Source organism: Robinsoniella peoriensis (genome assembly GCF_000797495.1).
In the GTDB taxonomy this organism is placed as follows: domain Bacteria; phylum Bacillota; class Clostridia; order Lachnospirales; family Lachnospiraceae; genus Robinsoniella; species Robinsoniella peoriensis.
This window is the reverse complement of record NZ_JTGN01000004.1, coordinates 260,224-286,222: the sequence shown is the minus strand read 5'-3', so window position 1 is coordinate 286,222 and position 25,999 is coordinate 260,224. Positions and strand designations below refer to the sequence as shown.

Here is a 25,999-nt window from a genome sequence, read left to right as displayed (position 1 = left end):
AGAGAATGTGAAAAAAAGAGGCTGTGAAAAAATGATATCTCATTTTTCGCAGCCTTCTATTTTACTTCTATTTCAATGTCTCAAGCAGCAGTTCCTTTTCGCCCATTTCAACACAGATCACGGTATCGATGGGATGGAAATCTGACTCATCTTCCGAGATTTCGAACATCCAGCAAGAGTCACCTTCGCAGCTTTTGACGCAGTTTCCGATAACAGGCTTACCGCTGTGAAGCAGATATGCTTTCTCAATGGTATTGGCGATGTTATTCAGCAACAGTTTTTTCACTGGTTTTTTCAAGTGAATGTATAAACGATAGTCTTTGCCGGTAAAAATCACATTGTCCATTTCATAGACATAGTGGGGAACTGGCTTTGTTGCATAGACACTGTCTCCGCAGCTTTTTAAATATTCCGCTATGCTGTCAAGGATGCGGCAGCTTTCTTCTGGGATGCTTCCATCAGCTTTCGGACCGATATTCAGCAGATAGTTACCACCGCGGCTGTTGATTCTAAGCATTAAGTGTATGATCTCCTCCGGTGTCTTCCAATTATGGTCATGCTTACTGTAGGCAAAAGTATCATTCAGGGTCGCAGGAACCTCCCAGTCTCCGTTAAATGGCAGTGATGGTATTGCATTGTCACCGGTTGTCATATAATCACCAATCTGGTTGCCAATTCTGCCGCTGACAATGCATGCAGGCTGTATGGATTTGATCAGGTCATAGATCTCCTGGCTTTCTTCTTTTGTACAGCCCATAGGCGTATCCAGCCAGAGCATGTGTACATCCCCATAGCCGGTAAGGAGTTCTTTAATCTGAGGAAGGCATTTTTCATCTAAATAACGGCGGAAGTTTTTTCCATCGTTATTTTTCTTATGGATATAACCATCAGGATGATGCCAGTCCTGAGCCTGTGAGTAATAAAGGCAGAATTTTACATCATACTTACGGCAGGCTTCACCCAGTTCTGCCACGATATCCCTGCCAAAAGGCGTTGCATCTACTACATTATAGGAAGAACAGTGTGAGTGATAAAGTGCAAATCCATCATGATGTTTTGCAGTAAATGTCAGATATTTCATTCCCCAGTCACGAGCCTGGCGGACATATTCGTCGGCATTGAAATTAACCGGATTAAACTGAGCTGCCAGTTTTTCGTATTCCGGGATAGGAATATCCAGATCATTCATGATCCATTCTGCGATATTATCTGTAACTTTTCCATTGTATTCTCCTGCTAGGATGGAGTAGAGTCCCCAGTGGATAAACATTCCGTATTTGGCTTCTTTAAACCATTTCTGTTTTGTATCATACATAGCTGCATCTCCTTTGATTTTTCGTGTCTGAAGTTAAAAAACTTAAATTAATTCGTCTTAACATACCAATATTATAAGATTGACACCATGAAAAATGCAATGTAATATTATAATGAAAGGATGTGATTTTTTGACTTTTCCTGATGTCACCACTAAAGTTGTACACTGCGTATATTACCGTAATAACGAAAGCTGGAACCATCCGGTAAATATATATCCCTATAATACGCTCTATCTGGTTCTGGACGGCGATGGTGAAATTCTTGTTGATGGCAAAATTATCAGACTATTGCCGGAGCATGCGTATCTAATCCCGCCTAATACACAGTTTTCCTGCAAGTGCAGCCATTATATAGAAAAGATATACATCGACTTACACGCCGAACTGCTTCCCGGTCTGGATATTTTCGGTGCTCAAAATGACATTGCTTTTGTCCCCCTTGCCCGGGAAGAGATTCTGGACGTAGTCAGACGCAGCAACAGCCGGAATACCTTGGGAGATAACCCGGCTTTTACTGTTTTAGAGCCAGCTTCTTTCTGTGACAAGCTATGGTACGATGCTTTTTTGTTAAGGATTTTATCAGATCTGTTACCGGACAACTGGACATCCCCGGATATTCAGTTCATGCGGTATCGGGCTATTCTGGATGATATTGATGCCAATCTGTCTGCTGCATTAAGGATGAGCGATATCGCAGCCAGACATGGCTGGCATCCTGCTACCCTCAGCCGGGCATTTCAAAAGGATTTCGGCTGCAGTATCAAAACATATTCGGAAAACCTGCTTTCTGCCAGACTCCGCCAGGAACTGGTAACCACAGATAAAACCATCAAAGAGCTGGCTGTGCAGTATCAATTTTGTGATGCTTACTACCTGTCGGCTTTTTTTAAACGGCGTGAGGGCATTTCACCCAGCGAATACAGGAAGGTTAATATGAGAGTAGACTTGTATCATGAAACTAATTAGAGGTAAATACTTTGGAGAAATTTATATGTAATCCATATATTCCTATTTTTTCTGGAGGCATACATTATTGAACCGTTAACGGACAGATAAAATAAATATAGAAGTTAAAAGCTCTGAAACTTTATAAAAAAGTTACAGGGCTTTTATTTTGTGGCTTATACAGTCGAAGACATATATGTCATTTTTTAGGGAAATTTATATGCCTCCTTGATTGGCTGTCTTTAAAATATACAAAATAAAGTTTTTCACGCTTTGTATGGGTTACTGGTGCATATCCATAGGAAAACAAATGAAATTTAGATATAATTTAAGGTGAACTATAGATAAATATAAACCTGGTAAAATAGTAAAATCTATACATGAAAATGACCGGGTAAAATTCCATGAGGTGAAAATAAGGAGGGAACGGATTCAGACGGATATAATTTGGGGCTCTATGAGTGTGATCATACATATGCACATTCACATCGAAAATATGCAATTCACCACAACTTAGGGAAAAAAATTTGACATTAATCGTTTCTATCATCTAAGATCTTTAAAAAAGCTTTGGGAGTGTGGTGTTATGCAAAAATTGAAAATTCAGGAAGCGGTTACAAGAACTCAGGAGTGCCTTAATTTTTTTTGGCAAAAAGACAGTTCTTACATTATTCGGCAGCTAAGCGAAGAGGTTGTCTGGATAGGGGCATTAAAGAAAGAATTTAAACATGGAAAGGATATGGTCGTACAGGATTTGGTAGAAACCAGCAAAGCCAATCCTAAATGCCATTTAATGCAACAGGAGTTTTGGTGTGTTGCCCATGACAGGAAATCTTGTCTGGTGATGGGACGTTATCTGGTGACTACAGATCAGAAAACACAATTGCTATTGCAAGAGGAGCAAAGGGTGACATTTAGCTGGCATTTAAAAAATGGTGAATTGAAAATTATATATATACATATTTCAAGTCCTCTTGAGTACTTAGGGGATTATGAGCTCTTTCCATGTAAACGAGGTTCAATGACTTACGAATATCTGAAAAAACTGATAGAAAATGATAATGGAAAAGATCATCGATTAGAAATTAGGGATAAGTATGGTTGTGTACACTATTTAAAAGAGTCGGAAGTGGAATATGCGGAAGCCCAAAACCATTATACAATGTTTCACACTGTTAGGGAAAACTGTATTGAGGCCAGAATTTCCTGGAAAGAATGTCATGGTATCCTGGGACAAGACTTTGTAAAAGTTCATCGCAGTTATATCGTGAATCGAAGTTATGTGAAAGCTTTGCGTAATTCGGAATTAATCATGATTTCCGGATCACATATTCCTATACCAGTGAAAAAATATAAAAATATATATAAAGAGCTTATGTGCGAGTGATAAAGTTCGACTTACAGAAAGTGCGTAAAGTGCGTTTAAACGCAGAAAAAAATATTATAAAAATTAGGAGGATTTACTATGAAGGCAAATGTTTTGAAGAAAGAGAGTGTAAACATTAAATTAAATAAAATCAATGGCGATCATGCGAGACTGGATTATCATGTACTAATGGAGACGATGCCTGGAACAGATAAGAACTATTTTGCGATATGGCCGGCAGATGACAGTGTGAAAGGACCTGCGATACCATGGAGAAAGCAGCCGTTAAAAACTTATGTAATGCAATCAGATTATCAAGATGGAACAATCACCATGGAGGATTTAAATTTATTTGAAAGAGGATATATTATAGGATATTCTCTTGCTGCTTACAACCCGGGTTCTCAAACGAACAATTTTTGTTCAACGGTTTATGTTTCTTCCTTAACTTCAGGTGCAGAAGTTATTAATAAATCTATTTGCATTGATGTAGATTCGGTTGAACCAACCTCTGTTATGATTAAATATGATACTTGTGTAAATTATCGTCCAAATGACAATGGAAACTGGATTGGAATATGGGATGCGTTAAATGATTTATATGTAGATTTACCCAAATGTGCATCCAGAGTGGAAAGCAATACTCAGTCAGGGGAAATTGCGTTGGATGGCTTTCCTGTAGTAGCTGGACATAGTTACATAGTGGGCTATTTCACAGACGGATGGAATGTTAAAATGAGTGCTTTATCCCGAAGCGGTTTAGCTGCTATTACAACCTTCGCGGCTGAATAAAAGGCCGAAGTAAGATAGTGGAGGATATATAGGTTATATGTCGGCATAGTGAAAACGCCATAAAAGTATCATCTCATACTTTTATGGCGTTTTGGTATTTATCCGTCTGAATTTAGATTGGACAGGTATTGCCGGAAAGGAGACGGTCATGCGGTTTAGAAAAATGACAATGAGCTGTTATACAGCTTACGAAGAGGAAAATATGGCTGAAGCATTTCTGTTCTTAATGGGAGAGGAGTGTGGGCCAAAGGAGATATCATTAGAGGAAGCATTCCTTGACAGGGATAATTTAGGAATCAGCTTCTGGTTTCCAGGGGGGCAGTTCCCACTATCACCAGAAGAAGCAGATAAGATTCGTGAGCAGTTGAAAAGTGTTCTTTTGGGAAATAACACGATTAAGAGGGCTATATTCTGGCTATGTGATGGAAAAGAACCATTAGCGGAGAATATGACCAGACTGGGTCTTATAACAGAAAAGAATGAGGAAGCATTTACCTATGGAAACTGTCAGTTCCCGATAGTCGATAATCTACGGTTTGAGATTAAGAGCTATGCAAAGATAAAAATAGCACAAGACAAAGTCAGCTTACATAATACACAAAGCAGGGACAACGTATTTGACTTTCTACCCGGCTTCAAAAAAGGTGATTATAATATTTTTAACTGTGGAATTTCATTTGAGAAAGGATGCTGCGGCAGCCTTGTATTTAACATGGATATTATGATGTCGGAGTTTTTAAAAGAACTGACACCTGGATTAGAGTACAGCTATGTGACAGAAGGAAAAGTAGAAAGTGTATACACCCCCCTTTATCAAATGAAAGAAATAGAGCCTAAGGATTTTCTGCTTTCCCTCTGTGTAATCATAGATCCTTGTGACATTTGCAATGAACAGAAGCAGCCGTCGGGACAGATGTCAGATTATAGAAATCATCGAACGGTTCTGAATGTTCTGAATGAAAAATCTGATACGCCCTTTCCCACAAACTTTACTACAATTTATGGAGAAACGGTTTATCTGGATTTTGTAAATGAAGAAGACAGCCACTATCCGTCAAGATTTACATTCTCAAAGACGAAGCAGGATAAGCATCACAGGCTCTGTCCGGAGGGAGAATTTTATCTGTACGGAACAGAAGGAGCAAAAGAGATATCACTTTTATGCGGAAGGAACGCAACAGAATATCTGCAGCTTCAGGCAGGGGAGAAAATCCGTTTTCTTTCAGGACAAAATGCTCATGCACCAATTGTGGAAGGAAGGGCATTTCAGGTTGGAGAAGATTATGATGCAAACGCATCGAATCTTACAAGGGCATTTAGAACCTCCTGGATAGGTGTAACTGAAGGAAAATATGTGTCTGAGCCGCCTGGATTTGCACTTTATGGCATGGAACCGGACTCTATGTCGGAAATATTGGTGCATCAGCCGCCGTCTATCCTTCTGCGTGAAACAAAAGAGGGGATTTGTTTTCCTGTGATGCCTTATAAGCAGGCTTTAGTTCGTGATAAACAGAAACTGGAAAAGCTTGAGGATAATATTTTGACAAATGTGCGTCAAAAGCAGATTGGAAAATACGGTTGTGAAAGGTGTATTTCCGGAAACGGGAATACTTTGGAGAATACCACTATAGTGACACCGTCGGGATTCTTAGCAAATATGGAAGGAAACCGGTTTAGAAATATCAGGCTTACAAATGGAGAAGGGGAGGATGGCATTTGTTTTTGCAATCCTGCTGAGGAGTTAGTGCAGGTTTTTCAGTCTCCAAGTCTGTGCCTGGTGGCAGTAAATTCTGAGTATTTGGGAGAAATGGATGATGAAGCCAATACTGCCTGTTTTCGGAATGTGTGCAGCATACAGGATTGGACATTCCGGGCACAAGTGGGGTTTGACTGCAAATATGGCAGCTATGGGGGAGTAATGATCATCAAAGGATGCAAAGGAAAATTATTTGACCCTGATGATTTGAAGGAAAAGAAGAAAAAGCGAAGCTTGATTAGTTGTATAGATGCATGGACCTGTCGCGGTGAATTCTCTTCTCCGGTAACCAATGCAGGAAGTAAGGGTGATATGTCACAGCAGCCGTTACTGATGAAATGGATTGAGAATTATTTTAAAGATGCATATGAACAAACAGACCAGGAATATTTTTCACAGTTTTGTGATGTTATAACGGATGAAAACTGGCAGGGAGTACTGTTTTTGCGACTTCCGCTGGAAGCAGAAAACATGCCCGCACAGATGGCAGGGCTTCTGTCTGGTGCAGCAAATGCAGAGAAGCTATGTGTTCATCATTTAGGAATCACTTTGAATACTATAAGTGTGGAGAATGGACAGATAAAGCAGGATAAGAATAGTTCCTTATTCGGATTGATTTGTTACCGGGATACGAATCTGGGACAGGGAAAGGTAGAGGCAATTATGCCAAAGGATTTTGGGAACGAAGAATTTCGTCTGTTGGAATTAAAAGTGCTGTTTCGGGATTCGGCTGTGGTAAAGCAGTCCTGTAAAGCGCAGATTTCATTTGCCCGATTGTTTGGTTCATCAGTTAAGGCCATGAAGGACGGAAATCCGTATCGTGCATTGCTGTTGGAAGGCCATTACCAGTTGAGAGATGGAGCAGAAGTATTTTTACTGCAAAACAAAGAAACCGGTACATTTGAATTGGACAGCAATATTTTAAAGGTAGTACGCGTTACAGATGTGGAAATGATTTCCCCCACTTTTGACTGTACCCGCTTTGCGTTAAGCGGAAGTTTACACTTCCATACCGTCCCCGTTATTTCAGATTCTGAGATTATGGTTGATTTGTTCTCGTTTGGAGAGGAAAGCAAAAGCGGTTTGATTTTTTCCCATGCGGAATTGGAAATGAAGCTAAAAGAGAATGTCCAGGAATTTACTTTCTTTGCAGGCAGTACACAATTTGATTTATTAAAAAGCGAGCCAGGAATACATAGTCTTTGTTCGCAGCTGCATCTTCAGCTACTGGACATGGTGGATGGCAATATAAATGGGTGGAAGGGGGACGGGTATGCAAAAGTTATACCCTGTGTACGTTTTTCGGAAGAAGGAGAGGGTTCCTGGATAGGTCTGGAGTGGAAGGCTGAGCTTGGATCTATAGGGGAATTGGCTGGAAAAGCAGGCCTGAAGAGCCAGCTTCTTTTGGCATGGAATACAGAGAGTAACGGTGAAAGTATAAAAGCTTTTATGGGAATAAAAATGCCAGGGACCGGAAAAACGGAAGATTTCTTTCTGCAGAATATACTAAGGCTTTCCATTGGTTCTGTACGTCTTGCATATGATAAAGAAAATCAGTCATTTATCCTGATGCTCAACGAGGTCGCAGTGAAGGCTTTTGGAATTGGTAAACTGCCTCCCAATGGAAATATTAGTTTTTACCTGTTTGGTTCTGGAGCGGGAATCAGGGAAAAGGGAGTTGGCTGGTATGGATTTTATCATACGGAGAAAGGGAAGGGGGTAGAGTGATGCCTATAAAAATTACGGAATTTATTAAAAAGGTGCTGTTAGCAGCAGACGCAGAAGAAAGAAAATTGTACGAAATGCTGCTTGCAGAAATGCAAATAAAGATGCATGAACCTGACCGTACAATGAGAATATTAATATGGAATTCTCCGAATTTTGGACATCAGGCGAATACGATTCATGTTATGAGGCATTTTTTGCGTACATTTAAGCCAACAGGTCAAATTGAAGTAGTTTACGATGATGATGATGAAAATGATCAGTGTTTTGGAAGTATGCGGGAAAAGCTGCAAATACTGGTTCCGTTTTTTAATAAGGAAATACCGGATAGGCAAACGGTGAATATGGAAGGGGTATCAGTACGTTTTATTCCTTTCGTTTATGGTCGTACAAAACTTAATATGATGAATTATGGTCTTACTGGTGGGTTTGATTACGATGACATAATGATGAATGAAGAGTTTATTACAGAGATGTTTTGGAAACTACAGCCATATAAGTGGAATCGTCCAAGTGCTTTTTATGAAGAGCAGACGTTCAGTTTTGATAAAATATCAGAAAATGTGGCAAGTGGTCCATTTTCTGATATGGTTTATAGCTATGAACCGGTAGATTATACATTAACGAATGAGGTGCTGTATTGGTATACAGGACCGTTTTCCGGGGAAAAACTTCGGCAAAATACTGTTTTGGCAAAGTGTTTGTTTGAAACAAAAATTTCTGAAAAACTCTTGTGGCCTATTTATGGAATTCATGCAATGAAAGCGTTCAGTATTATTCCAGAGCTACTCCTTAAGTTTATAATAAGTGGTCTTCTTACTGCCAGAAGCTTAAAAAAACCAGTCCTGATGGTATTGCTTTGTGATTTCAAAGATGATACAGTGACGCTAATAGAGTTTTTAACCTCATTCCTACTAAAAGATGTTGAAAAAGCTAAAGAGGTTTTGAAACAATACATTGATGAAATAAAGTATTTAAGAGATGTTTCTAGAGATAATAGTAATGCTAATGTGTTTAATTTTACAGATCCAATTCTAGATAGTATTCCGGAGACAATAACGTCAATATATAGTATGTTTGACAATCTGGATAATATTAAAATTTATTCGACCATCACAGAAACATTAATAACGGAGATAAATCAGGATACAAGCATTTCCATCCATGTTCTGTTCCTGGGAAATGTACCAATTCCTGTATTTCAGAAATTTTTTTCCGAAGCTGATTTGCCGCCAGTATTTGAGGGACAGGGGACATCTAGCATGATGATTTCTTCGGGAAAACCATTTATACAATTTAACGGCGGGAATAATGGAGGTATTAATAACTATAATGTATTTAGGGTTCCTCAAGATATATCACAAACTCTTCAGAAGAATGCGTCATTGTTGATTCCACTCAGTGAAAATAAAGAAGATTTGGGAATTAGTATTATGAGGTTTAGCTTATTTCTAAATGACTGTTACAATGATATATACAAAAACTATTTCCAGCATATTTCCCAACAATCAAGAAATATAGTGAATGATAAATTTCTTATGGGAATGATAACAGGCTGGGGATTAGTAAGACGAGAAATTGTAAATCGTAAAAAAAATGTCATGCCTGAGGTACTGGATGATATATTACAGCAATTGAAAGAAGCTGCGTCCAGTGGAGTGCTGGACTTGGACCGTGTTTTTGCTGAAACCAGTCTGCAGTCTTCCCTGAAGGATATTCTGGGTGAAATCAGAATTACAGGCGATTCCATGGAGGCAATTCCGGAATATTGTGAAGGGATTTTGAGTAAAGTAATACTTCGAAACGCACGTACAGAAGTATATGGCATCGATATGGATGTAGAACTGGAATTTGTTCAGGCTATGGATGGATGGTCAATGGAATCTACTTTTTGTTGTGAATCATTGGAGACATGGGAGTTTCTTCCATGGGTGCATATACAACAGATAGGATTCGAAATGACTGTCGCGGAAAATGGCCTGCCTCCGTATGGGGCGATTACAGGTCGTATTGGAGAAATCGAGACAAAATGCCGACTGTTATATCCCACCAGAAACGGAAAATGGGATTTGGAGGCCAGATTTGATACGCCACAAACCGCCATGGATATATTCTTTAAACTGTCCGGAAATCTGAATTTTTTAGAATCTCTCCCGCCAGGATTAAAAGAATTGTCAGGAATTGGTGTGGACAGATTACGTTTTCAATATGACACCAATGAGGAAAAACTGCAAGAAATAATTATCGGACTGTCTGCAAAAGAAGAATGGATTTTTCACCAAAATCCGAACCTGTCTGTGAAGCCGTCAGTGGAGCTGAATATTTTAAATCCCACAAGCTTTGATACAAGAAGCATAAGCGGCAAGGTTACCGGGGTTTTTCGCATTGGCGATGGGGAAGATGCCGGGGAATTATCGGTAACAGCATGCTACCCACCATTTAAAATTCTGGCTCAACTTACAAAAAATAATATATTATTTTCGGATCTTCTGCGTATGTTCTTACCTCAGGCTCAAATGAGTACTTCCCTGGCAATCAGTGCATTACAGATGTATATAGAGCCTGAAATGAAAAGTTATTCTATATATGGAGCAATTGATACAGACCTGGAAGTAGCGGAAGGGTTTATAATTACCGGCCTGTCAGCAGGTGTATTTAATACCAGTGGAGAGGTTATGGCCAGCCTGAAGGGAACCATGCAGTTTCTTCCGAAAACAGCAAACTTTTTATTGCGTCTGGAGGCAAACTACCATACCGGAGCAGGATTTCGTTTTATGGGGACTTTGGAGAGCGGTGGTGAAGCAAAAGTTTCGGATTTAATAGCAGAATATGCTCCACAGCAGATTACCCTGGCATCAGACGAAAATACCCCTCAATTCCCCCTGGGTAAGATACAGGCAGTATTTGAGACAGAATCAAAAAGGTGGAGTTTTGAAGCAGGGTCTAAGGAGCCGTGGAAAATACAGGCGCTGAATGATTTGAAATTGTCTGCTAAAGTGAAAATCGGAACAATTCCGCCACAAGGACAAGAAACGGGAATGGAAGAAAAAGATCCTTTTTTTGCTTCTGTATGGGCAGAGTTTTCATGGGAAAATGTAGACTTAATTATATGGTATAATTATTCAGGAATTCAGAAGGACTATGGTCTGGGTATTACTTGTAAAGGAATCGGTAGTGCATCACTGAAGCCGGATGAAGGGGGTGGGCACAAAGCGGAAATAGACCTGGAACCCACATTGACAGTAGGGGATCTGATAAGGCAAATGATAACCTGGTGTACGGGAAGTCCATTCGGACTTGAGGAACCATGGAATTTATTAGAGAAAATTCCACTTGGTGGTATGAAGCTGATCTATCATTTTAGAACAAAAGAAGTAGAATTTTTCTGGGATATTGGGCTGATAGACTTAGGGATTGCCCGGATAGACAGCATCAGATTTACATATGCTTCTGATTCCAATGATTCCGGGAGAAAAGGACTGTTTGTAGACATAAAAGGTTCTTTTATATGGGATAAGGGAGAATACATGAGATGGGATGCCAGTAAACCCGGACAAGCTCCCGTACCGCCTGCATCGGGTACTTCTTACTTTACTTTGCGGACGCTGGCAATGGGGCAGCATTTATGGATACCTGGATTAGACAGCGCCGGTTCGGTAGAAAAAGCAATGGAAGCAGTTGAACAGAGTTTTCAGCCGGCAACGGGAGAAAAACTTCCTCCTGTATCTTATTGTGCAAAGAGCTCATGGCTGTTTGCCACTGATTTTGCTATACTGAAAGAAAAGGGAGAAACTGCATATATGATCGATGCTCAGGTGGTATTCAATGATCCTGATATTTATGCTTTGCGTCTGCGTCTGAACGGAACGGCAGCAAAAGTATTTAAAGGTCTGGATGTGCAGGTATTGTATCGGAAAGTGACGTCTTCCATTGGTGTATTTCAAGCGGAAGTCACATTGCCGGACAAAATCCGTTATCTGACCATTGGTGCTTACAGTCTGACATTGCCGGTATTTGGCTTATCCATATATACAAATGGAGACTTTCAGATAGATGTTGGTTTTCCATGGAACGGGGATTTTACCAGATCGATGGCAGTAGAAGCAATCGTTTACCCCGGTATTCCAATTATGGGTGCGGCTGGATTTTATTTTGGGAAATTGTCGGATGAGACGGCAGGCGATGCAATACCCCATACGTCAAAAGGGAGATTTCAGCCGGTGATTATCTTTGGATTTGGTCTGCAGGTTGGCCTTGGCAAATCTGTACATTACGGGATTCTAAGCGCAGGATTTTCGCTTACCGTTTATGCTATATTAGAAGGTGTACTGGCAAAATACAACCCATATCAATCAGCCGTAGAAACGAAAGCAAAAGATGAAATATCAAAGACAACCGATCTTTCAGAAGATTATTATTTCCGTCTGACAGGTACGGCGGGTATTTCAGGTCATTTATTTGGAAGTATTGATTTTGCCATAATCAAAGCAGAGGTGGACATCTCTATTCAGATTGGAGTACAGTTTACTTTTGAGGTATATCGCCCGGTAGTACTAACCGTGATGGCATCGCTGTCTGCTTCATTGTCTCTGCAGATTAATTTAGGGATATTTAAAATTAAAATCCATTTCAGCTTTTCCATAAAGATTAAAGAAAGTTTTCAAATAGGGGAATTTCAGGAAGCACCATGGGATGAGTTAAGGACAGAAAACAGAGGTGTAATAGCTTCGCCGGTGAACAGGCGGCTGAGCAAAATGGCGGAGCCGGGGGATTATTGTTGGAATTTTAATGCCTTAAAAGAAATAGATAAAAAAACGCCTCTTTCAGGATTTTTAATGGTTTCACCGGTATTGGCAGCGGATGAGTGGGGAGAAACAGAAGACCGTACCTGTCTGGCGGTAATGCTTCTGCTGGAATCCTTAGAGGCTTTTCCGGCATTAGTTGAAAGATTTGCATGTTTTCTAGTGGCGGCAATTCAGACGGATGAAAGCTGTTCTGAGTGGGATGCAAAGAATAAGATTCTTTCAAAAAAGGAACTGGATTGGATGACTGACTTTGGTCTGGCATCTACACAAGAAAATCTTACACCTCTGAGTAAGGACCATATGGAGCGTTTCCTTAAGGAACAATTTGCGGTTACGGTACTATCAAAACCCAAAGAAGATGGCGAAATCAAAGCAGTGTATTTTCCTGTTCCAGGTGGCCTTTCCCTCAGTGTGGGTTCGAAAGTGTCTTCTATGGATTATACGTTTGGAAGTTACAATCAGGTAGCGGAAGGAAAACTATTGTCTCTTCGGAGGATGTTTGATGAGCTTGCGGTTAAGGTTGCTGAGGAAGATTCCAAAAGCACAATGGGAATCAGGGACGGAAATAGATGTTCTATGGGAGAGTTTTTATTTGCGGATTATTTTCTTTTACTGGGAAGGCAGGTGGCGCAGGCGTTAAGGGAACAGCTGCGTAATTATCAGTTCTGGTTGTCCGGTAAGGAAACAATAAAGGAAATATTAACATGGGTTAAAAGTGAAAGTGGTACCGATTATTCAATTTATGATATTATGGCTGGAAATATGGAACATCCATTGGAAAAAGATAAAATATTGGTAATCTTAGAAGGAGAGACATATCAGATTAAGGAAGGAGATACACTGCAGTCCATTATTCGAAGTAAGGGTCTGAAGGCAGAAATGCTTGCCAGAACAGAAAACGAAGCTGTCAGCGGCCTGTTTCATAAAGGTGAGGGAGAACATGCGATATTAAATCTGCCCCATTTGGAGCAGCTTCGGCTCGTGCATCTTCTTGCTGGGATAAAGAGAAACAGATCTGTTGAACAGATTGCCGGAATGGTATCAAGATATCATATGCATGGCCTTCGAATTCCCACGGAAGGGATTACCCCGTTGGCTGGTGGAATGTGGGTAAAACAGGAGAAGGGGAAATGGATGCTTCCGGAAACGGCGGGCTTGTATGCTCTGACGGGGCAGCAGTTCCAGGTGCCGGCAGACCTTAAAGAGGAACTATATATCCGGTTCAACGCAGCTAATGTTATGTGGCTGGGATTTGAGAACTGGAAGAGTGGTGCTGTAAAAAGTGATAAAACTTATGAAATAATAATAGCACCGAACGATGAAACAGTGAAAAGGCTGTCTTTCTTAAAAGCTGCAGGAAAAGAAGGGGGATTCATGGAAAACTGCCATCTGGACATTTTGGATATGAAGTCTGAACAGCCGGTTACTGCAAGCTTTGCAAATCCGGTGAATTGGAAGCCGGATGCAGGTGTGGTATTGCCCGTTTTGGGAGAAGAAACGGTACAGTTTCAAGCCTATCCTTTACCGGATGGAATGCAGGGAAGCTATTGCCTGTATTATGCAGCTTATGAAGAGGCCCAAGGAGTTCTGAAAAAAGAAAGGGCAGTGAATTATGGATGGGGCACCAGTCTTACATTTTCTGTTTGCAGAAATACGGATAATGTGGAAGGTGCATGCACTTATGAACTGACCGGAATGAAGCAAACACAGATAAAGCAACTGGAGCAGCTATTGGAAAATAGGGAAAAATATTCAATCTGCAATCGGATGATAGGTTACACTTCTAACACCGGGGATCAGTATCAAATGGAATGTGACGGACCAAATGCTGTTGATATGGCAATGCTGAGGCTTAATTTATCAACAGAGACCCATCCTTCAGGCTTGGGAGATCAACAAGATTCTGATATGCAGAAATTTCTGGAGCAGCTTTGGGAAGGCAGTGTGACTAACAGTGGAGGCTATTATCTCTATTATTGGAACAAAGAGAAAAAACGAGGGCTGCCGGAGAGTGCTTTTAAGGAAGACGGGACGGCGAGTATCACACTTGTACTGGTATATGATTCAGCGCAATATAAAGGCGGGGACTACATAAATACCCTGTTATGCGGATACCTGTTAGAAAAAGGAACATTTCCCCTGGCAAGCGCTGATGACGGTCGTGTTACCGTAAGCCCCATGACTGCTCCCGGAGTTCTATCACTGGGCTGTCAGCGATTGAAACCCATAGATACAGGAGACATTCAGAATATTGAGGATGGGAAACATTTTCTGTCCAATCAATTCAGTTTGTTATCCAGCAAGATAGTGGACAACAGAGATTTCAAAGGCAGTAATTACGGAATGCCCTGTGGTCCGCTTGGTGAAGATACTTTGCTTTACAAAACCTCTCTGCCGTACAGTAATTTTACCAAAAAGGAAATTGTGTCAGTTGAAAATCCTGGCAGTTTAAAAGGAACCAGCCCTTATGCAGGTGTCGGTAAAGTATTTCAGGTAGAGAGTGAATGGCTGGATTATTATGGGAACCGCCTGTCAGGAAAAGCAGAAATGTCACAAATTCACACTGGTTATGGTGATAAACTCTATCCCATTTCCACCTGGCCTTCAGTGACTGTCCAATGGGAAGTTCGGAAAATATCAGAGAACCCGGAATTACTTCTTTTACTACAGTTTGATGCTTCCAGGTATGAAGCAGAGGACGGGCAGAGAAATGCAGCGCAGACGTTACGGTTTTATCAGTCTTTATATGATCAACTGATGGATTCAAACGGAATCGATCTGTGTATGGAACATTCCCTGTTAGAAGGAGAGGAAATTCTATTTGAAGAGGAAGAGTGGCAGCAGTTAACAGGGTGGTTGTTTCAGGCGGACGATTCGGTTTCCGGTTATTTGCAGAGTGTGTCATCCGGTGGCCGGCCAGCTGTACCGGTTGAGAAAATTATCAGATTTTCTTTTCAGAATAAAAAATTAAATACAAAAGAATTATTCCCTCTGACAGTAAATCTTGGTATTAAGAGAAGAAGGCAGATTATGATGGAAGGTATGGAGCAGATAGAAGGCATATTAGAGACGAAAAGCAATATACCGCCACATATGATTTTAGATGAATCAGGCACCAGGACTTTAGAGAAATTTGCATTCCATATGGAAGAAGCTTTTAAAGAAGAATATGGGCTTCGGGTGATGGCATCCGGAACGGATTTTAACTGTGCAGACACTTCTTTATATGTGATCCGTCTTGGAAAAAACGGGGTTGGTATTCAGTTCAGGGAAAAACCGGTTATAGGCGTCATTCGGCCTGTATCTAACCGATTATGGAGTAGTGTAAAACCAATACCCATGAAGAGATACACCACAGAAGGCGGACTGGAGCAAAAGCCTGTAAGTGAAAAATCATTTACGGATATAGATGCGGACCGCTGGCTGAAAATTGTCCTGTTGGCGGTGGATGATATGCTTACGCCCAGAAATGCGGCTGCGATTTATTTAGCGGATCAGGCAGGACAGGGACAGGGGGCTTACCTGGAACAAATCCAATTATCGAAAGAACAGCTTGCTAAAAATCTTAGCTATCTGCTGATGCCGGTATTTGCTGATGAAGGGAGAACACTTTCTAAAAAGGCAAGAGAAAGTCTCAGACAAAGGCTGTTAAATAAGCTTGGAAGCTTTTATCAGGTGCATGCCGTTCTGGATTATAAGGCAGAGGTAAATGGCGGGATTGTAGAAAAGGACAGAAAAGCACCTCGTTTCTACGGGCAGGCGGAATTCGAAACGAAAGGATCGGATGTGGACATTATGGTTTCTGACGGAAAAATTGAGCTTGGGAAACCACAGGGACATATGGCGGTATCTGTGTCTGCTCAGGAACTTGCGCGGTCCGGATCAGGCGAAGTAGTATCTAATATTCAGGGAAGATTGGGATATCATATTACCCATGTGGAATATGATGTACATGAGATGAGAAATATAAAGGAATTTGAAGCATCGAAATGGCTTGGATTTGTTACGAAAGAGAATGTGAAAGCTGATATGGGAGAACTGGCAATTCCTATGGTTTTAAGAAGTTATCCGGATTCTCCTTATATGATTAAGCAGGAGGATTTATCTGCTGCGGGAAGTGATAATACCTGTTTAAAAAATGTAAGTCAAGATTACAGCAGGCTCCTTATATGGGACTATTCTTTTACGTATTCGCTGAGTTATCATTATCCTCAGGATGTGATGCATTGCAAAATATTATGGAATCAGCGAGACATAGTAAAAAGTGACGTTTCGAATCTGTTCTTTGAAGCTTTGGCACAGTTTACGGAAGTGTATCCGTATCTTAAGAAGGATATGGACAGAGAAGCAGCCATATTAAGTCCGGAAGGCGACATCAAGCCGGTTCAGAAGATTTTAAGTGCTTTTAGTACTATTTTGAATGAGGTAGCGCAGGCTTCCGAACATCTCCTGACAGTTGAAAAAAGGAATGATGATGCCCAAAACGATTCCTTTCTCATAGCAGAGACATCCGTGGACATAGAGGGCAGAGAAGTCTATATGATAAAACTATTTGGAGAAAAGTTAAAAGGCAAAATAATTCCTGAAATTTTGTTGGATACGCAAAACTATGAAGCCGTTCCTTATACAAATACAGAGAAAACAGAACCAAATCTCCTGGGGGATCCAATGGTAAGCTATGTTTATAGACGCAAAGACACAGAAGAAGAATTTCTAAGTGCAGCAGATGGCCAGAAGATAAAAGAGAGAACTGTCTGCCTGAGAGGATTGAACTTGCTGGAAATGCAAAATGCCTTAGCTCAGATATCGGTAATACGTAATAGCTGTCTGATGCAGGATTCTTCCCTGGATCAGAACCGGGAGATTGCAGAGCCATTTATTTACAGTACCGGAAATGTAGCTTTTGAAAATCCATACTTCGCTTTCAAGGATATTAGTCAGAAACTGGATATCAAACCGAAAGAAAAAGAATGCCCGATTAGCCACTGTTTTGAAGAACTTTTCAAAGAATTATTCCGGGAGAGTAAGGGAATGGAGATGAAAATTCAGCTAGAGGCAAAATATATCCGTATCATTCAAAATGGGCTGGCACCTATGGAGTTACCGATCTTTCTGCAAACGCCTATTTGTATAAAGGCAGGAGCTACGGAGAATGTTACGAGAGAATGGGAAAACAGGATTCAGAAATGGATGGAAGAGCATTATGACAATAAACCGGAAGAAAATAGTGCACTGCGATTTGATCTGATCTTATTCTCATCATTAACGCCATTGCCAAAGAAGCTGCTGCGTTTTCAGAATCTATGGTTTTTATACGGAAACCCGGACCTTTAAATTAAATCAAAAAGAGAATTATATAAGAAAAAGTTTTTCAACAGGACATCAGATTTTATAAAGTTATTTGATGTCCTGTATTTTTGTTAGGGCATGGCCCTGTTCTCCATTGAGGAGTTTTTCGTTGATCCGAAAAACGGAACTTTGGAGAACAAATAAACCACCTGCTCTGCGGGTGGTTGGAATAGCTTTAGCGTTGTGTAAAAAACCTCCAATGATATAATAAAAATAGGTTCGCCAACCGTTTTATAAATCAAAGGAGGTAGTCCAAATGGACAATAATAGTTTAGCACACACAAAGTGGAATTGTAAGTACCATATAGTTTTTGCACCGAAATATAGAAGAAAAATTATATATGGCGAGTTGAAAAAGGATATTGCAAATATCTTAAGTATGTTATGCAAGCGCAAAGAAGTGCATATTGTGGAGGCAGAAATCTGTCCAGATCATGTTCATATGTTAGTAGAAATACCGCCAAAGATAAGTGTGTCAGATTTTGTAGGGTATTTAAAGGGAAAAAGTACCTTAATGATATATGAGAGACATGCTAATCTCAAATATAAGTATGGAAATAGACACTTTTGGTGCAGAGGATACTATGTAGATACAGTAGGAAAAAATGCAAAAAAAATAGAAGAGTATATTCGGAATCAACTAAAGGAAGATTTGGAATATGATCAAATGTCTTTGAAGGAGTATATTGACCCGTTTACGGGTGAGCCAGTAAACAAAAGCAAAAAGAAATAAGCCCAAGGGGCTTAGCAGGTAACTGATGTTGCGGCTGGCGAACCTTTCGATGAGTCTTTAGACTCCAGTACCGGAAACGAGCCCTTATAGGGCGGAAAACAAACCACCGGCTAAGCCGGTGGTACTGATTAGATGTCAGGACATACATTAATCATTTAATCTTAACTTTTTTTATTTTACTAAAAGGTCCATAAATTTTTATGCTACCAATTTTTTTATAGGAGCGTATTTTTACATAATATATCTTTTTGGATGACAATTTATTGATAGTTTTAGAAATGCCACTGAAAAATGTTTTTCTATTATTTTTGAAGGCTTTACTTGTTGAGCAAATTAGCTGGTAACCACTAGAACCAGTTGTTTTTTTTACCTGTACCGATAATGTTTTTCTTTTGAGACTTTTCAGTTTAACAATTACAGGAGGCTTTGGTGAAATATAGAAATATACTTTTTTTGTACCATAGCAAGCCCTTATTCCCTTAACAATAACAGTTGCTTTACCAGGTGTTTTATTATTTTTATAAGATATAATATAATCGGTATTCTTCTTTAGTAACTGGTTGTTCAGCGTAAGCCTAATCGAAGGTTTATATGATTTTCCATTATAAGTTTTTTGTTTAATGGAGGTTGCTACAGCTTTTGATATGTTTTTACGCAAAAGTTTGGGAATTTCAACTTGTTCTATCGTACCGCAAGTACTGCAGGCTCGGGTTTTAACACCGAATTGATCATAAGTGGATTTTCGTTGTATCTGCCAATTTTTATATTTGTGAGCTGTACGCTGATTGGCTGCTGACAGTATAACCAACCCACATACGGTACATTTTAATATCTTTTGTCCATTTGAAATACAGGTAGGTGGATGGGAAATTATCCAGTTGCCAGGATGATGAGAGGATTTTGGTATTATCTGCTCTTCACGGGTTTGACAAATGCTGCAAGTATGTGATTTTAAACCTTTTTTCATACATGTAGCAGCAATCTTTTCCTCCCATGGATCGTAGGAATGACTAAAGTTGCTACATATTATTTCACCTGAGTCGGTATTTAAGTAGTAGGTTTTATTATCATAATACAATGTTGACTCTTTATAAATGGAATGATCAGAGTTAATGAAATATATTTTATCTTTTATTAAAACCAAACCATAAGAATCAATCATTTTCCCCTCCTCAGGTGAAAAGTAATATGTTTTTCCATCAACATCTTGGAATCCTGTTTGCATTTCATTGGTTTTTCCAAAAAAGTAGGTGAAGCCATTAATTTCATACAAACCAAATACTAAATTTCCATGCATATCATAATAATATTTTTTACCGGCATGAATATACCAGTTTTCAATGCGTGACACGGATTTTTCATAATCAATAATAACGGGCGTTTCAGTATCTATTTGAGTGCCTCCTGTTTCATCTATACAGGTGGTTAGAAAATCATTACGAAAGCCATTTTTAATTTTATCACTTTCAACGTATAGTTTACTACCACGGGCAAGGCGATCAAAAGAGCTTTGGGAAAGTTGTATAGTGTTTTTGAATTGTAATATAAATTCAATTGAAACCTGAGTTTCAACAAAAGCTAGTGAATATATTGTTTTTACTGTTGATGGTATAGTTATTTCCTTCGTGTATTGTGTGCCGCTAAATGCAAATTGACAGATTGTGTTTACACCATATGGTATAGTATATGAATTACATGGATATGAGGCAGGGTAAATAGCCAACATATACTCATTACCACCTTGATAATAAAGTACTCCATCTTTGTCAAACAACATTGGATTCCCCTCTTCAACATAAATTGCTGATAAGGTGTAGCAGTTATAGGTTGTATACATTGTTCCTAAATTAATAAGTGATTTAGGGAAGTTAATTACTTCAATGCTCTTCATATTATAAAATGCGTAATCTTTGATGCTTTCCACTTCAGTAAAAGATAATTCGGATATATAGTAATTATTAAAAAAAGCTCCTTCATCAATGATCTTTACGCTTTCCGGAGAAGTATATAATTTTCCGGGAAGCTTTGCTGGATATAATAACAGTGTAGATCCATCCTTAGTCAAAAGGACACCGTCATCGGATTTGTAATATGCATTTGCTTCCGATACAGTTATGTTCTCTAAAGAGAAGAATGTGGCGTCCTCATCAAAATGCTCCAAAGAAGCGGGAAGATCTATCCTCTTAGCCGCAGCTTTTGATAGAGCACCATTATGAATATTTGTAACACCTTCGGGAATTGCAATTGTACCTGGAATGCCTGTTAATTTACAATTTTTACCGATTTCAGTAACTAAATATTCTACATTCTTATAGAATGCAGTCCAAGGCTTGGAAGCATCACCATATATAAAATTTCCGTTGGCATCCCGTCTGGCATTATCAATCAGCATAGCCGTTGGCTTCTCGCCAATGGTTAATATCTGATACGTACCCAAAGGGGTACTAAAAGTATCTCCCACCTCCGCTGTATTCTCAGATTCAGAGAATGTATTATCAGTTGAAGAGTATTTGTCAGCAGCTGGTTCATTTTCCTTTTCATCATTATCATATTCGATCACTGATTCAGAAAAAGGTTCTGTAATTTCTACTTCGTCGGTTGAAGTGATTTCGTTGTCAACAGTTAGTTCGCTATCAGAAGTTATTTCTTCTGTTTCGGATAAACGCTCAATTATTAGTTCACCAGATTCATCAGGAATATTGATTTCAACCATATACTCCGTTTGGGGCATTTCTGATACCACACTATCAGAGGCAGCATATGCAATAGTTGATAAACCCAATGATGCGGTAAGTGCTATTGATAAAATCTGTGTCCATAACTTAACTTTCATAATTATACTCCCTTCATACAGAAATATGAACAGATTTCTGTATACTTATTATTTATAATTAAAATTTTTAGTAAATTCTCTGTAATTTATTACATAACCTTTCAAATGATATAGTTCCAGATCATATCAGCAATCCATCGCTTTCTGAAATTATAATCATTAATATTGTGAAAGTCATAAATAGTCAAAAAGGTATAATCAACAATACTTTTTTGTATACAAAGTATTTGGTATATTTCCGATTATCTTATTGTGGGATTTTAATATTAATAAGAATTCCTTTATAAATCTAAAGAATAAAAAGGAATAGATCAAAAGACAAATATGATTAAGTTAGCTGTGTAAGCTTTTTCTTATGTAAGACGAATACACGTGGTTCATTCTAAATAAAATTGTGGATATTAATTATTAATATGATATTACCAACTTTGCAATGTGTGAGCGGGAGTGCAATGGGATAAATAACATATTTATATTGTTTTTATTATACATGAAAAGACATAAGGTAATCAATCATTTTCTATCAAAAATTTCAGCTGATTTTCCGGAAGTATTTTTACCTGCTTAGCTTCCTTAGGATTATGCATTTTAATAATTATATTATTTTCTATAGCTGCAATATAGCATAGTGATCTCTGAAAGGTTCTTCTGCCATACGTTAATCCAAAGTCCCGGTATCTTGTGCTTTTGTTCTTGTATCTTTGAAGGGAAGCTATTATACTGGAATTAACAAAAATGGAAGGCAGGAATACAAAATGCTTAAGGTAGCTGTTTGCGATGATGAGAAATTAATCGTTCAGCAGATTAGAGATTATATAAAGAATTTCCGGATGTTATGTCTGGTGGATGCCTATGAGAGCGGGGAAGAATTGCTTAGGGGGCATAAGGTATATGATGTTATTTTCCTTGACATTGATATGAAAGGGATCAATGGAATTAAAACCGCACAGAAGATAAGAAGCTACGATAAAAAGGTGAAAATTATCTATGTAACAGGATATGATGATTACCGGAATTATGCTTTCTCAGTACATGCTTTTGCGTATCTGATTAAACCGGTAAGCCCGGAAAATATTCACAGGCAGTTGGAAGAGGTTGTGGCATATACGGCGGAGGAGGAGCCGGAGCAGATGCTGCGGTTTGAGACGGAAGATGGGGTACATGAGATAAATGTGAAGGATATTTATTATTTTGAGTATGCTGACCGGAAAATACTGATCAGGACGAAAGCAGGAGTTTTACGGATGCATGGCAGTATAACGTCAATGGCAGTAAAGATGGAATCGTATGGTTTTTATATGCCTCATAAAAGTTTTTCTGTTAATTTGTTTTATGTCAAGACGATTAAAGGCTACGATATTCATATGATGGATGGAAGTATGATTCCCCTTTCACAGAAGAAGTCCGTGGAGTTTAGGGAAAAGTTGAGCCATTATATGGCTAACCGTATTTGATGGAGGGCAGTATAAAAAATGGCTACTTTAAATGTGGTATTGGGAATTATGGAATTGAGCGTGATGATTTATTGCGCATATTATTTTATGAGCCATATTGAACGGAATATTTACAGGGCAAAATGGTGGTATATAGCAGCATTCTTTGTTTATGGTATGATTATTATTTTAGGTGTGATATTTAGAAGTACTAGTTTAAGCATGGTCTCGGGAATTTTGTATCTGGCGGTGATGGGGCACTTCTTATTTAACAGTAATATGCTATATATTGTCTATTATGCTATGTTTACACTGATAGGGGTTTTGGGACAGTCGGCTATTTTGAATCTGTCTGCACTGTTTATTCCTTCCATGGATATAAACAGCGCTCTTTTAATGGCGAATATTGCGTTGATGCTAAAAATAGTGCTGTATCTTTTACTGACAAAATTCATGGTGTTTTTTGTGAACAGGAAGAAGATAAATAAAATTAATAAATGGCAACTGATCAGTATGTATATGGTGCCGGTATGGAGTGTCATATTTCTGCTCTCATTGGTTCAGGTAGGAGCAGTTTATATCCAGTTGTATGGGATTACAGTCATTGCGGTTAACATCGTGCTGCTTTTGATTCTGGATGTTTATTTTATTTATCTGGGCGGATATATTTCCAAATCTAATGAATTGGAAAAAGAGCTGCAATTGTATCATCAGCAGAATGAACTGCAATACAAATACTATGGGGATCTGGAGAAGAAATATCAGGATTCCCGGAAGGTACTGCATGATATGAAGAACCATCTCATAGCTGTGGAGCAGCTGTACCATATGCAGGAGTCAGATGCAGGGAATACTTATGTGAAGGATATGCATCATATGTTAAATGTCCTGGGAGAGCGGTTTTATACCAATCATAAAATGTTAAATATTATTTTAAATGACAAATTGAGTAATGCAGAACGGGATGGAATTGATACAGCGGTTGAAATAGGTGAGGTCAGTCTGGAATTTATGAAGGATATTGATGTGACAACCGTGTTTGCTAATCTGCTGGATAATGCAATTGAAGCAGCCAAAAGAGTGGGTGAACACCCGTATATACGAATTAAGATGAATTATTTTAATGAATTTGTTGTTATTAGTATCCGCAATTCACTTCTGGCTGAGGGAGCATTGATTTCAGCCCAAAGCGGTGAGACGCATAGAAGCCGCCATATTCCTAAAGGGAGCCACCATAACCGTAAAGGGAGCCGCCACATGGGATATGGGCTGCAAAATGTAAAGAAAACCCTGGAAAAATATAACGGAACAGTGCAGACAGGAAGCTCCGACTGCGAATTTCAGGTGAATATAACATTGCCAAAACCGGAAAGGAGATAAGACATTAAATCTGCTGGAAAAGGATAGGGAATGGAGAGGGAGAAGGGCGGCAAATCTTGAATGGTTTGCAGGATTCTTCACAATTTCATAAAAGGGCGGATGCCGGGTAATCACTTTTGTGGTGCCCGGCTTTTGTTTTGTTGAATTCTTCCGTTAAGTGCTGGGAATTACCCTGATAAATAGTGGATTTACCAAACTGCCATACAGAAAAAAGGCGGACTTTTTATTTTTTGGATATTTTGCTTGACAAATGACAAAAACTTTTGTAAAATATGTTTAAAATAACTTTTAGAAAATATATTTACAAAAGATATTTCGAAACTAAACGGATAATGATGCGTCATAATAAGACGCGTCTAAAGCGGAAATGATGCCAGCAAAATGATATGAACAGATAGGAGGAATTATGGAGCAAATGGAGAAAAGGATGAAGGCAGCTTATATGGACGGAACATTTCAGATCATATACCGTGACATTGAGAAACCAGAGCCGGAAGAAAATGAAGTTTTGGTCCGAATTGAATATGTAGGAATCTGTGGATCAGATGTTCATTTTTACGAAAATGGAAGAATTGGAGATTTTGTTGTTGACGGACCATTTATCCTGGGACATGAAGCGGCAGGCATAGTAGTGGAAACAGGAAGTAAAGTTACTGATTTGAAAAAAGGAGACAGGGTGGCACTGGAGCCAGGAATTACCTGCGGAAAATGTGAATTTTGTAAGACAGGAAGATATAATCTGTGCCCGGACGTAAAGTTCTTTGCAACCCCGCCTTATCATGGGGTACTGACAGAATATGTGGCACATCCTTCTGATATGTGCTTCAAGCTGCCGGAGAAGGTGTCCACAAAAGAAGGAGCATTGGTAGAACCTCTGGCTGTAGGGCTTCATGCCGCAGCACAGGGAGAGGTTGAGCTTGGGGACAGCGTGGTGATACTTGGGGGCGGATGCATCGGACTGGTGACATTACTTGCATGTAAAGCCAGAGGTGCAGCAAATGTAATTGTTGTGGATATGCTTCAGAAACGTTTGGAATATGCAAAGAAACTGGGTGCAAACCATACGGTTAATGCGAAAGAGATGAACGTAGAAAAGGAATTGGAACGGCTTTTAGACGGAAAAGGGGCAGATGTTGTTATAGAAACGGCAGGTGCGGTAAAGACCATACAGCAGACACCGGAAATGGCAAAAAGAGGCGGTACGATTGTACTGGTAGGAATGGCGCCCCAGGATGTCATAGCATATGATTTTGCAAAAATAATGGCGAAAGAACTGAATATTAAGTCCGTATTCCGCTATCGAAATCTGTATCCGGTAGCAATCGCCGCAATTGCAGACGGGAAAATTGATGTTGGACAGATTGCAACGCATGAATTTGATTTTAATAATGTTAAATTGGCATTTGACACTGTGATTGATAATGCACAGGATGTTGTAAAAGGGGTAATTAAGGTTTCCTGACCTGTTTTAAAAGCCGGATCGCTGGATATTACAAATGATAAATATCAGCAGCAGAGCTATCCAGAGAGGTGCAGGAGGCGGCAGTAGAAACAGGCAGCAAATAG

The 25,999-nt window shown here is 39.3% G+C and carries 11 protein-coding genes; 9 read left to right on the top strand and 2 right to left on the bottom strand.

Annotated elements, in window-relative coordinates:
- Positions 1–67 precede the first annotated feature (67 nt).
- Positions 68–1,315 (bottom strand): alpha-L-fucosidase, encoded by a 1,248-nt coding sequence (locus tag QR40_RS09980; protein WP_044294723.1) that lies wholly within the window; start codon positions 1,313–1,315, stop codon positions 68–70.
- A 130-nt stretch (positions 1,316–1,445) separates the two neighbouring features.
- Here QR40_RS09980 and QR40_RS09975 point away from each other — a divergent pair, with 130 nt between their 5' ends.
- From QR40_RS09975 to tnpA, 6 genes are all read left to right on the top strand, one after another.
- Positions 1,446–2,282, top strand: coding sequence for a helix-turn-helix transcriptional regulator (locus tag QR40_RS09975; protein ID WP_044294722.1), 837 nt, complete (start codon positions 1,446–1,448; stop codon positions 2,280–2,282).
- 565 nt (positions 2,283–2,847) lie between these two features.
- Positions 2,848–3,648: a LytR/AlgR family response regulator transcription factor gene (locus tag QR40_RS09970; RefSeq protein ID WP_044294721.1), complete on the top strand. Its 801-nt coding sequence runs from the start codon at positions 2,848–2,850 to the stop codon at positions 3,646–3,648.
- 78 nt (positions 3,649–3,726) lie between these two features.
- On the top strand, positions 3,727–4,419 hold the full coding sequence (locus tag QR40_RS09965) for a hypothetical protein (RefSeq protein WP_044294720.1): 693 nt from the start codon (positions 3,727–3,729) through the stop codon (positions 4,417–4,419).
- A gap of 148 nt (positions 4,420–4,567) precedes the next feature.
- Positions 4,568–7,903 carry a hypothetical protein gene (locus QR40_RS09960; RefSeq protein WP_044294719.1) on the top strand — a complete coding sequence of 1,112 codons (3,336 nt, stop codon included), beginning with the start codon at positions 4,568–4,570 and terminating at the stop codon, positions 7,901–7,903.
- The gene (locus QR40_RS09955; protein ID WP_044294718.1) at positions 7,903–18,039 is read left to right on the top strand and encodes a hypothetical protein; all 10,137 of its coding nucleotides are present in this window, start codon (positions 7,903–7,905) and stop codon (positions 18,037–18,039) included. Before QR40_RS09960 ends, QR40_RS09955 begins: the two co-directional genes overlap by 1 nt.
- Positions 18,040–18,310: 271 nt before the next feature.
- A complete protein-coding gene (gene tnpA, locus QR40_RS09950; protein ID WP_027292570.1) occupies positions 18,311–18,787 on the top strand; it encodes an IS200/IS605 family transposase in 477 nt (158 codons plus the stop codon).
- 151 nt (positions 18,788–18,938) lie between these two features.
- Here tnpA and QR40_RS09945 read toward each other — a convergent pair whose 3' ends face one another.
- Positions 18,939–21,620: a leucine-rich repeat protein gene (locus tag QR40_RS09945; RefSeq protein ID WP_044294717.1), complete on the bottom strand. Its 2,682-nt coding sequence runs from the start codon at positions 21,618–21,620 to the stop codon at positions 18,939–18,941.
- Positions 21,621–22,375: 755 nt separating this feature from the next.
- On the opposite strand from QR40_RS09945, the gene QR40_RS09940 reads away from it, so the two are divergent.
- From QR40_RS09940 to QR40_RS09930, 3 genes are all read left to right on the top strand, one after another.
- A complete protein-coding gene (locus QR40_RS09940; protein ID WP_044294716.1) occupies positions 22,376–23,074 on the top strand; it encodes a LytR/AlgR family response regulator transcription factor in 699 nt (232 codons plus the stop codon).
- A gap of 18 nt (positions 23,075–23,092) precedes the next feature.
- On the top strand, positions 23,093–24,433 hold the full coding sequence (locus QR40_RS09935; protein WP_027296315.1) for a sensor histidine kinase: 1,341 nt from the start codon (positions 23,093–23,095) through the stop codon (positions 24,431–24,433).
- Between the two features lie 406 nt (positions 24,434–24,839).
- Complete coding sequence (locus QR40_RS09930) at positions 24,840–25,895, top strand: NAD(P)-dependent alcohol dehydrogenase (protein WP_330373716.1); 1,056 nt, start codon at positions 24,840–24,842, stop codon at positions 25,893–25,895.
- Positions 25,896–25,999 lie beyond the last annotated feature (104 nt).

What these genes read in the sequence shown, in the direction of transcription:
- QR40_RS09980 (WP_044294723.1), bottom strand. Translation starts at nt 1,315, where the DNA reads ATGTATGATACAAAACAGAAATGGTTTAAAGAAGCCAAATACGGAATG.
- QR40_RS09970 (WP_044294721.1), top strand. Translation starts at nt 2,848, where the DNA reads ATGCAAAAATTGAAAATTCAGGAAGCGGTTACAAGAACTCAGGAGTGC.
- QR40_RS09965 (WP_044294720.1), top strand. Translation starts at nt 3,727, where the DNA reads ATGAAGGCAAATGTTTTGAAGAAAGAGAGTGTAAACATTAAATTAAAT.
- QR40_RS09960 (WP_044294719.1), top strand. Translation starts at nt 4,568, where the DNA reads ATGCGGTTTAGAAAAATGACAATGAGCTGTTATACAGCTTACGAAGAG.
- QR40_RS09955 (WP_044294718.1), top strand. Translation starts at nt 7,903, where the DNA reads ATGCCTATAAAAATTACGGAATTTATTAAAAAGGTGCTGTTAGCAGCA.
- tnpA (WP_027292570.1), top strand. Translation starts at nt 18,311, where the DNA reads ATGGACAATAATAGTTTAGCACACACAAAGTGGAATTGTAAGTACCAT.
- QR40_RS09945 (WP_044294717.1), bottom strand. Translation starts at nt 21,620, where the DNA reads ATGAAAGTTAAGTTATGGACACAGATTTTATCAATAGCACTTACCGCA.
- QR40_RS09940 (WP_044294716.1), top strand. Translation starts at nt 22,376, where the DNA reads ATGCTTAAGGTAGCTGTTTGCGATGATGAGAAATTAATCGTTCAGCAG.
- QR40_RS09935 (WP_027296315.1), top strand. Translation starts at nt 23,093, where the DNA reads ATGGCTACTTTAAATGTGGTATTGGGAATTATGGAATTGAGCGTGATG.
- QR40_RS09930 (WP_330373716.1), top strand. Translation starts at nt 24,840, where the DNA reads ATGGAGCAAATGGAGAAAAGGATGAAGGCAGCTTATATGGACGGAACA.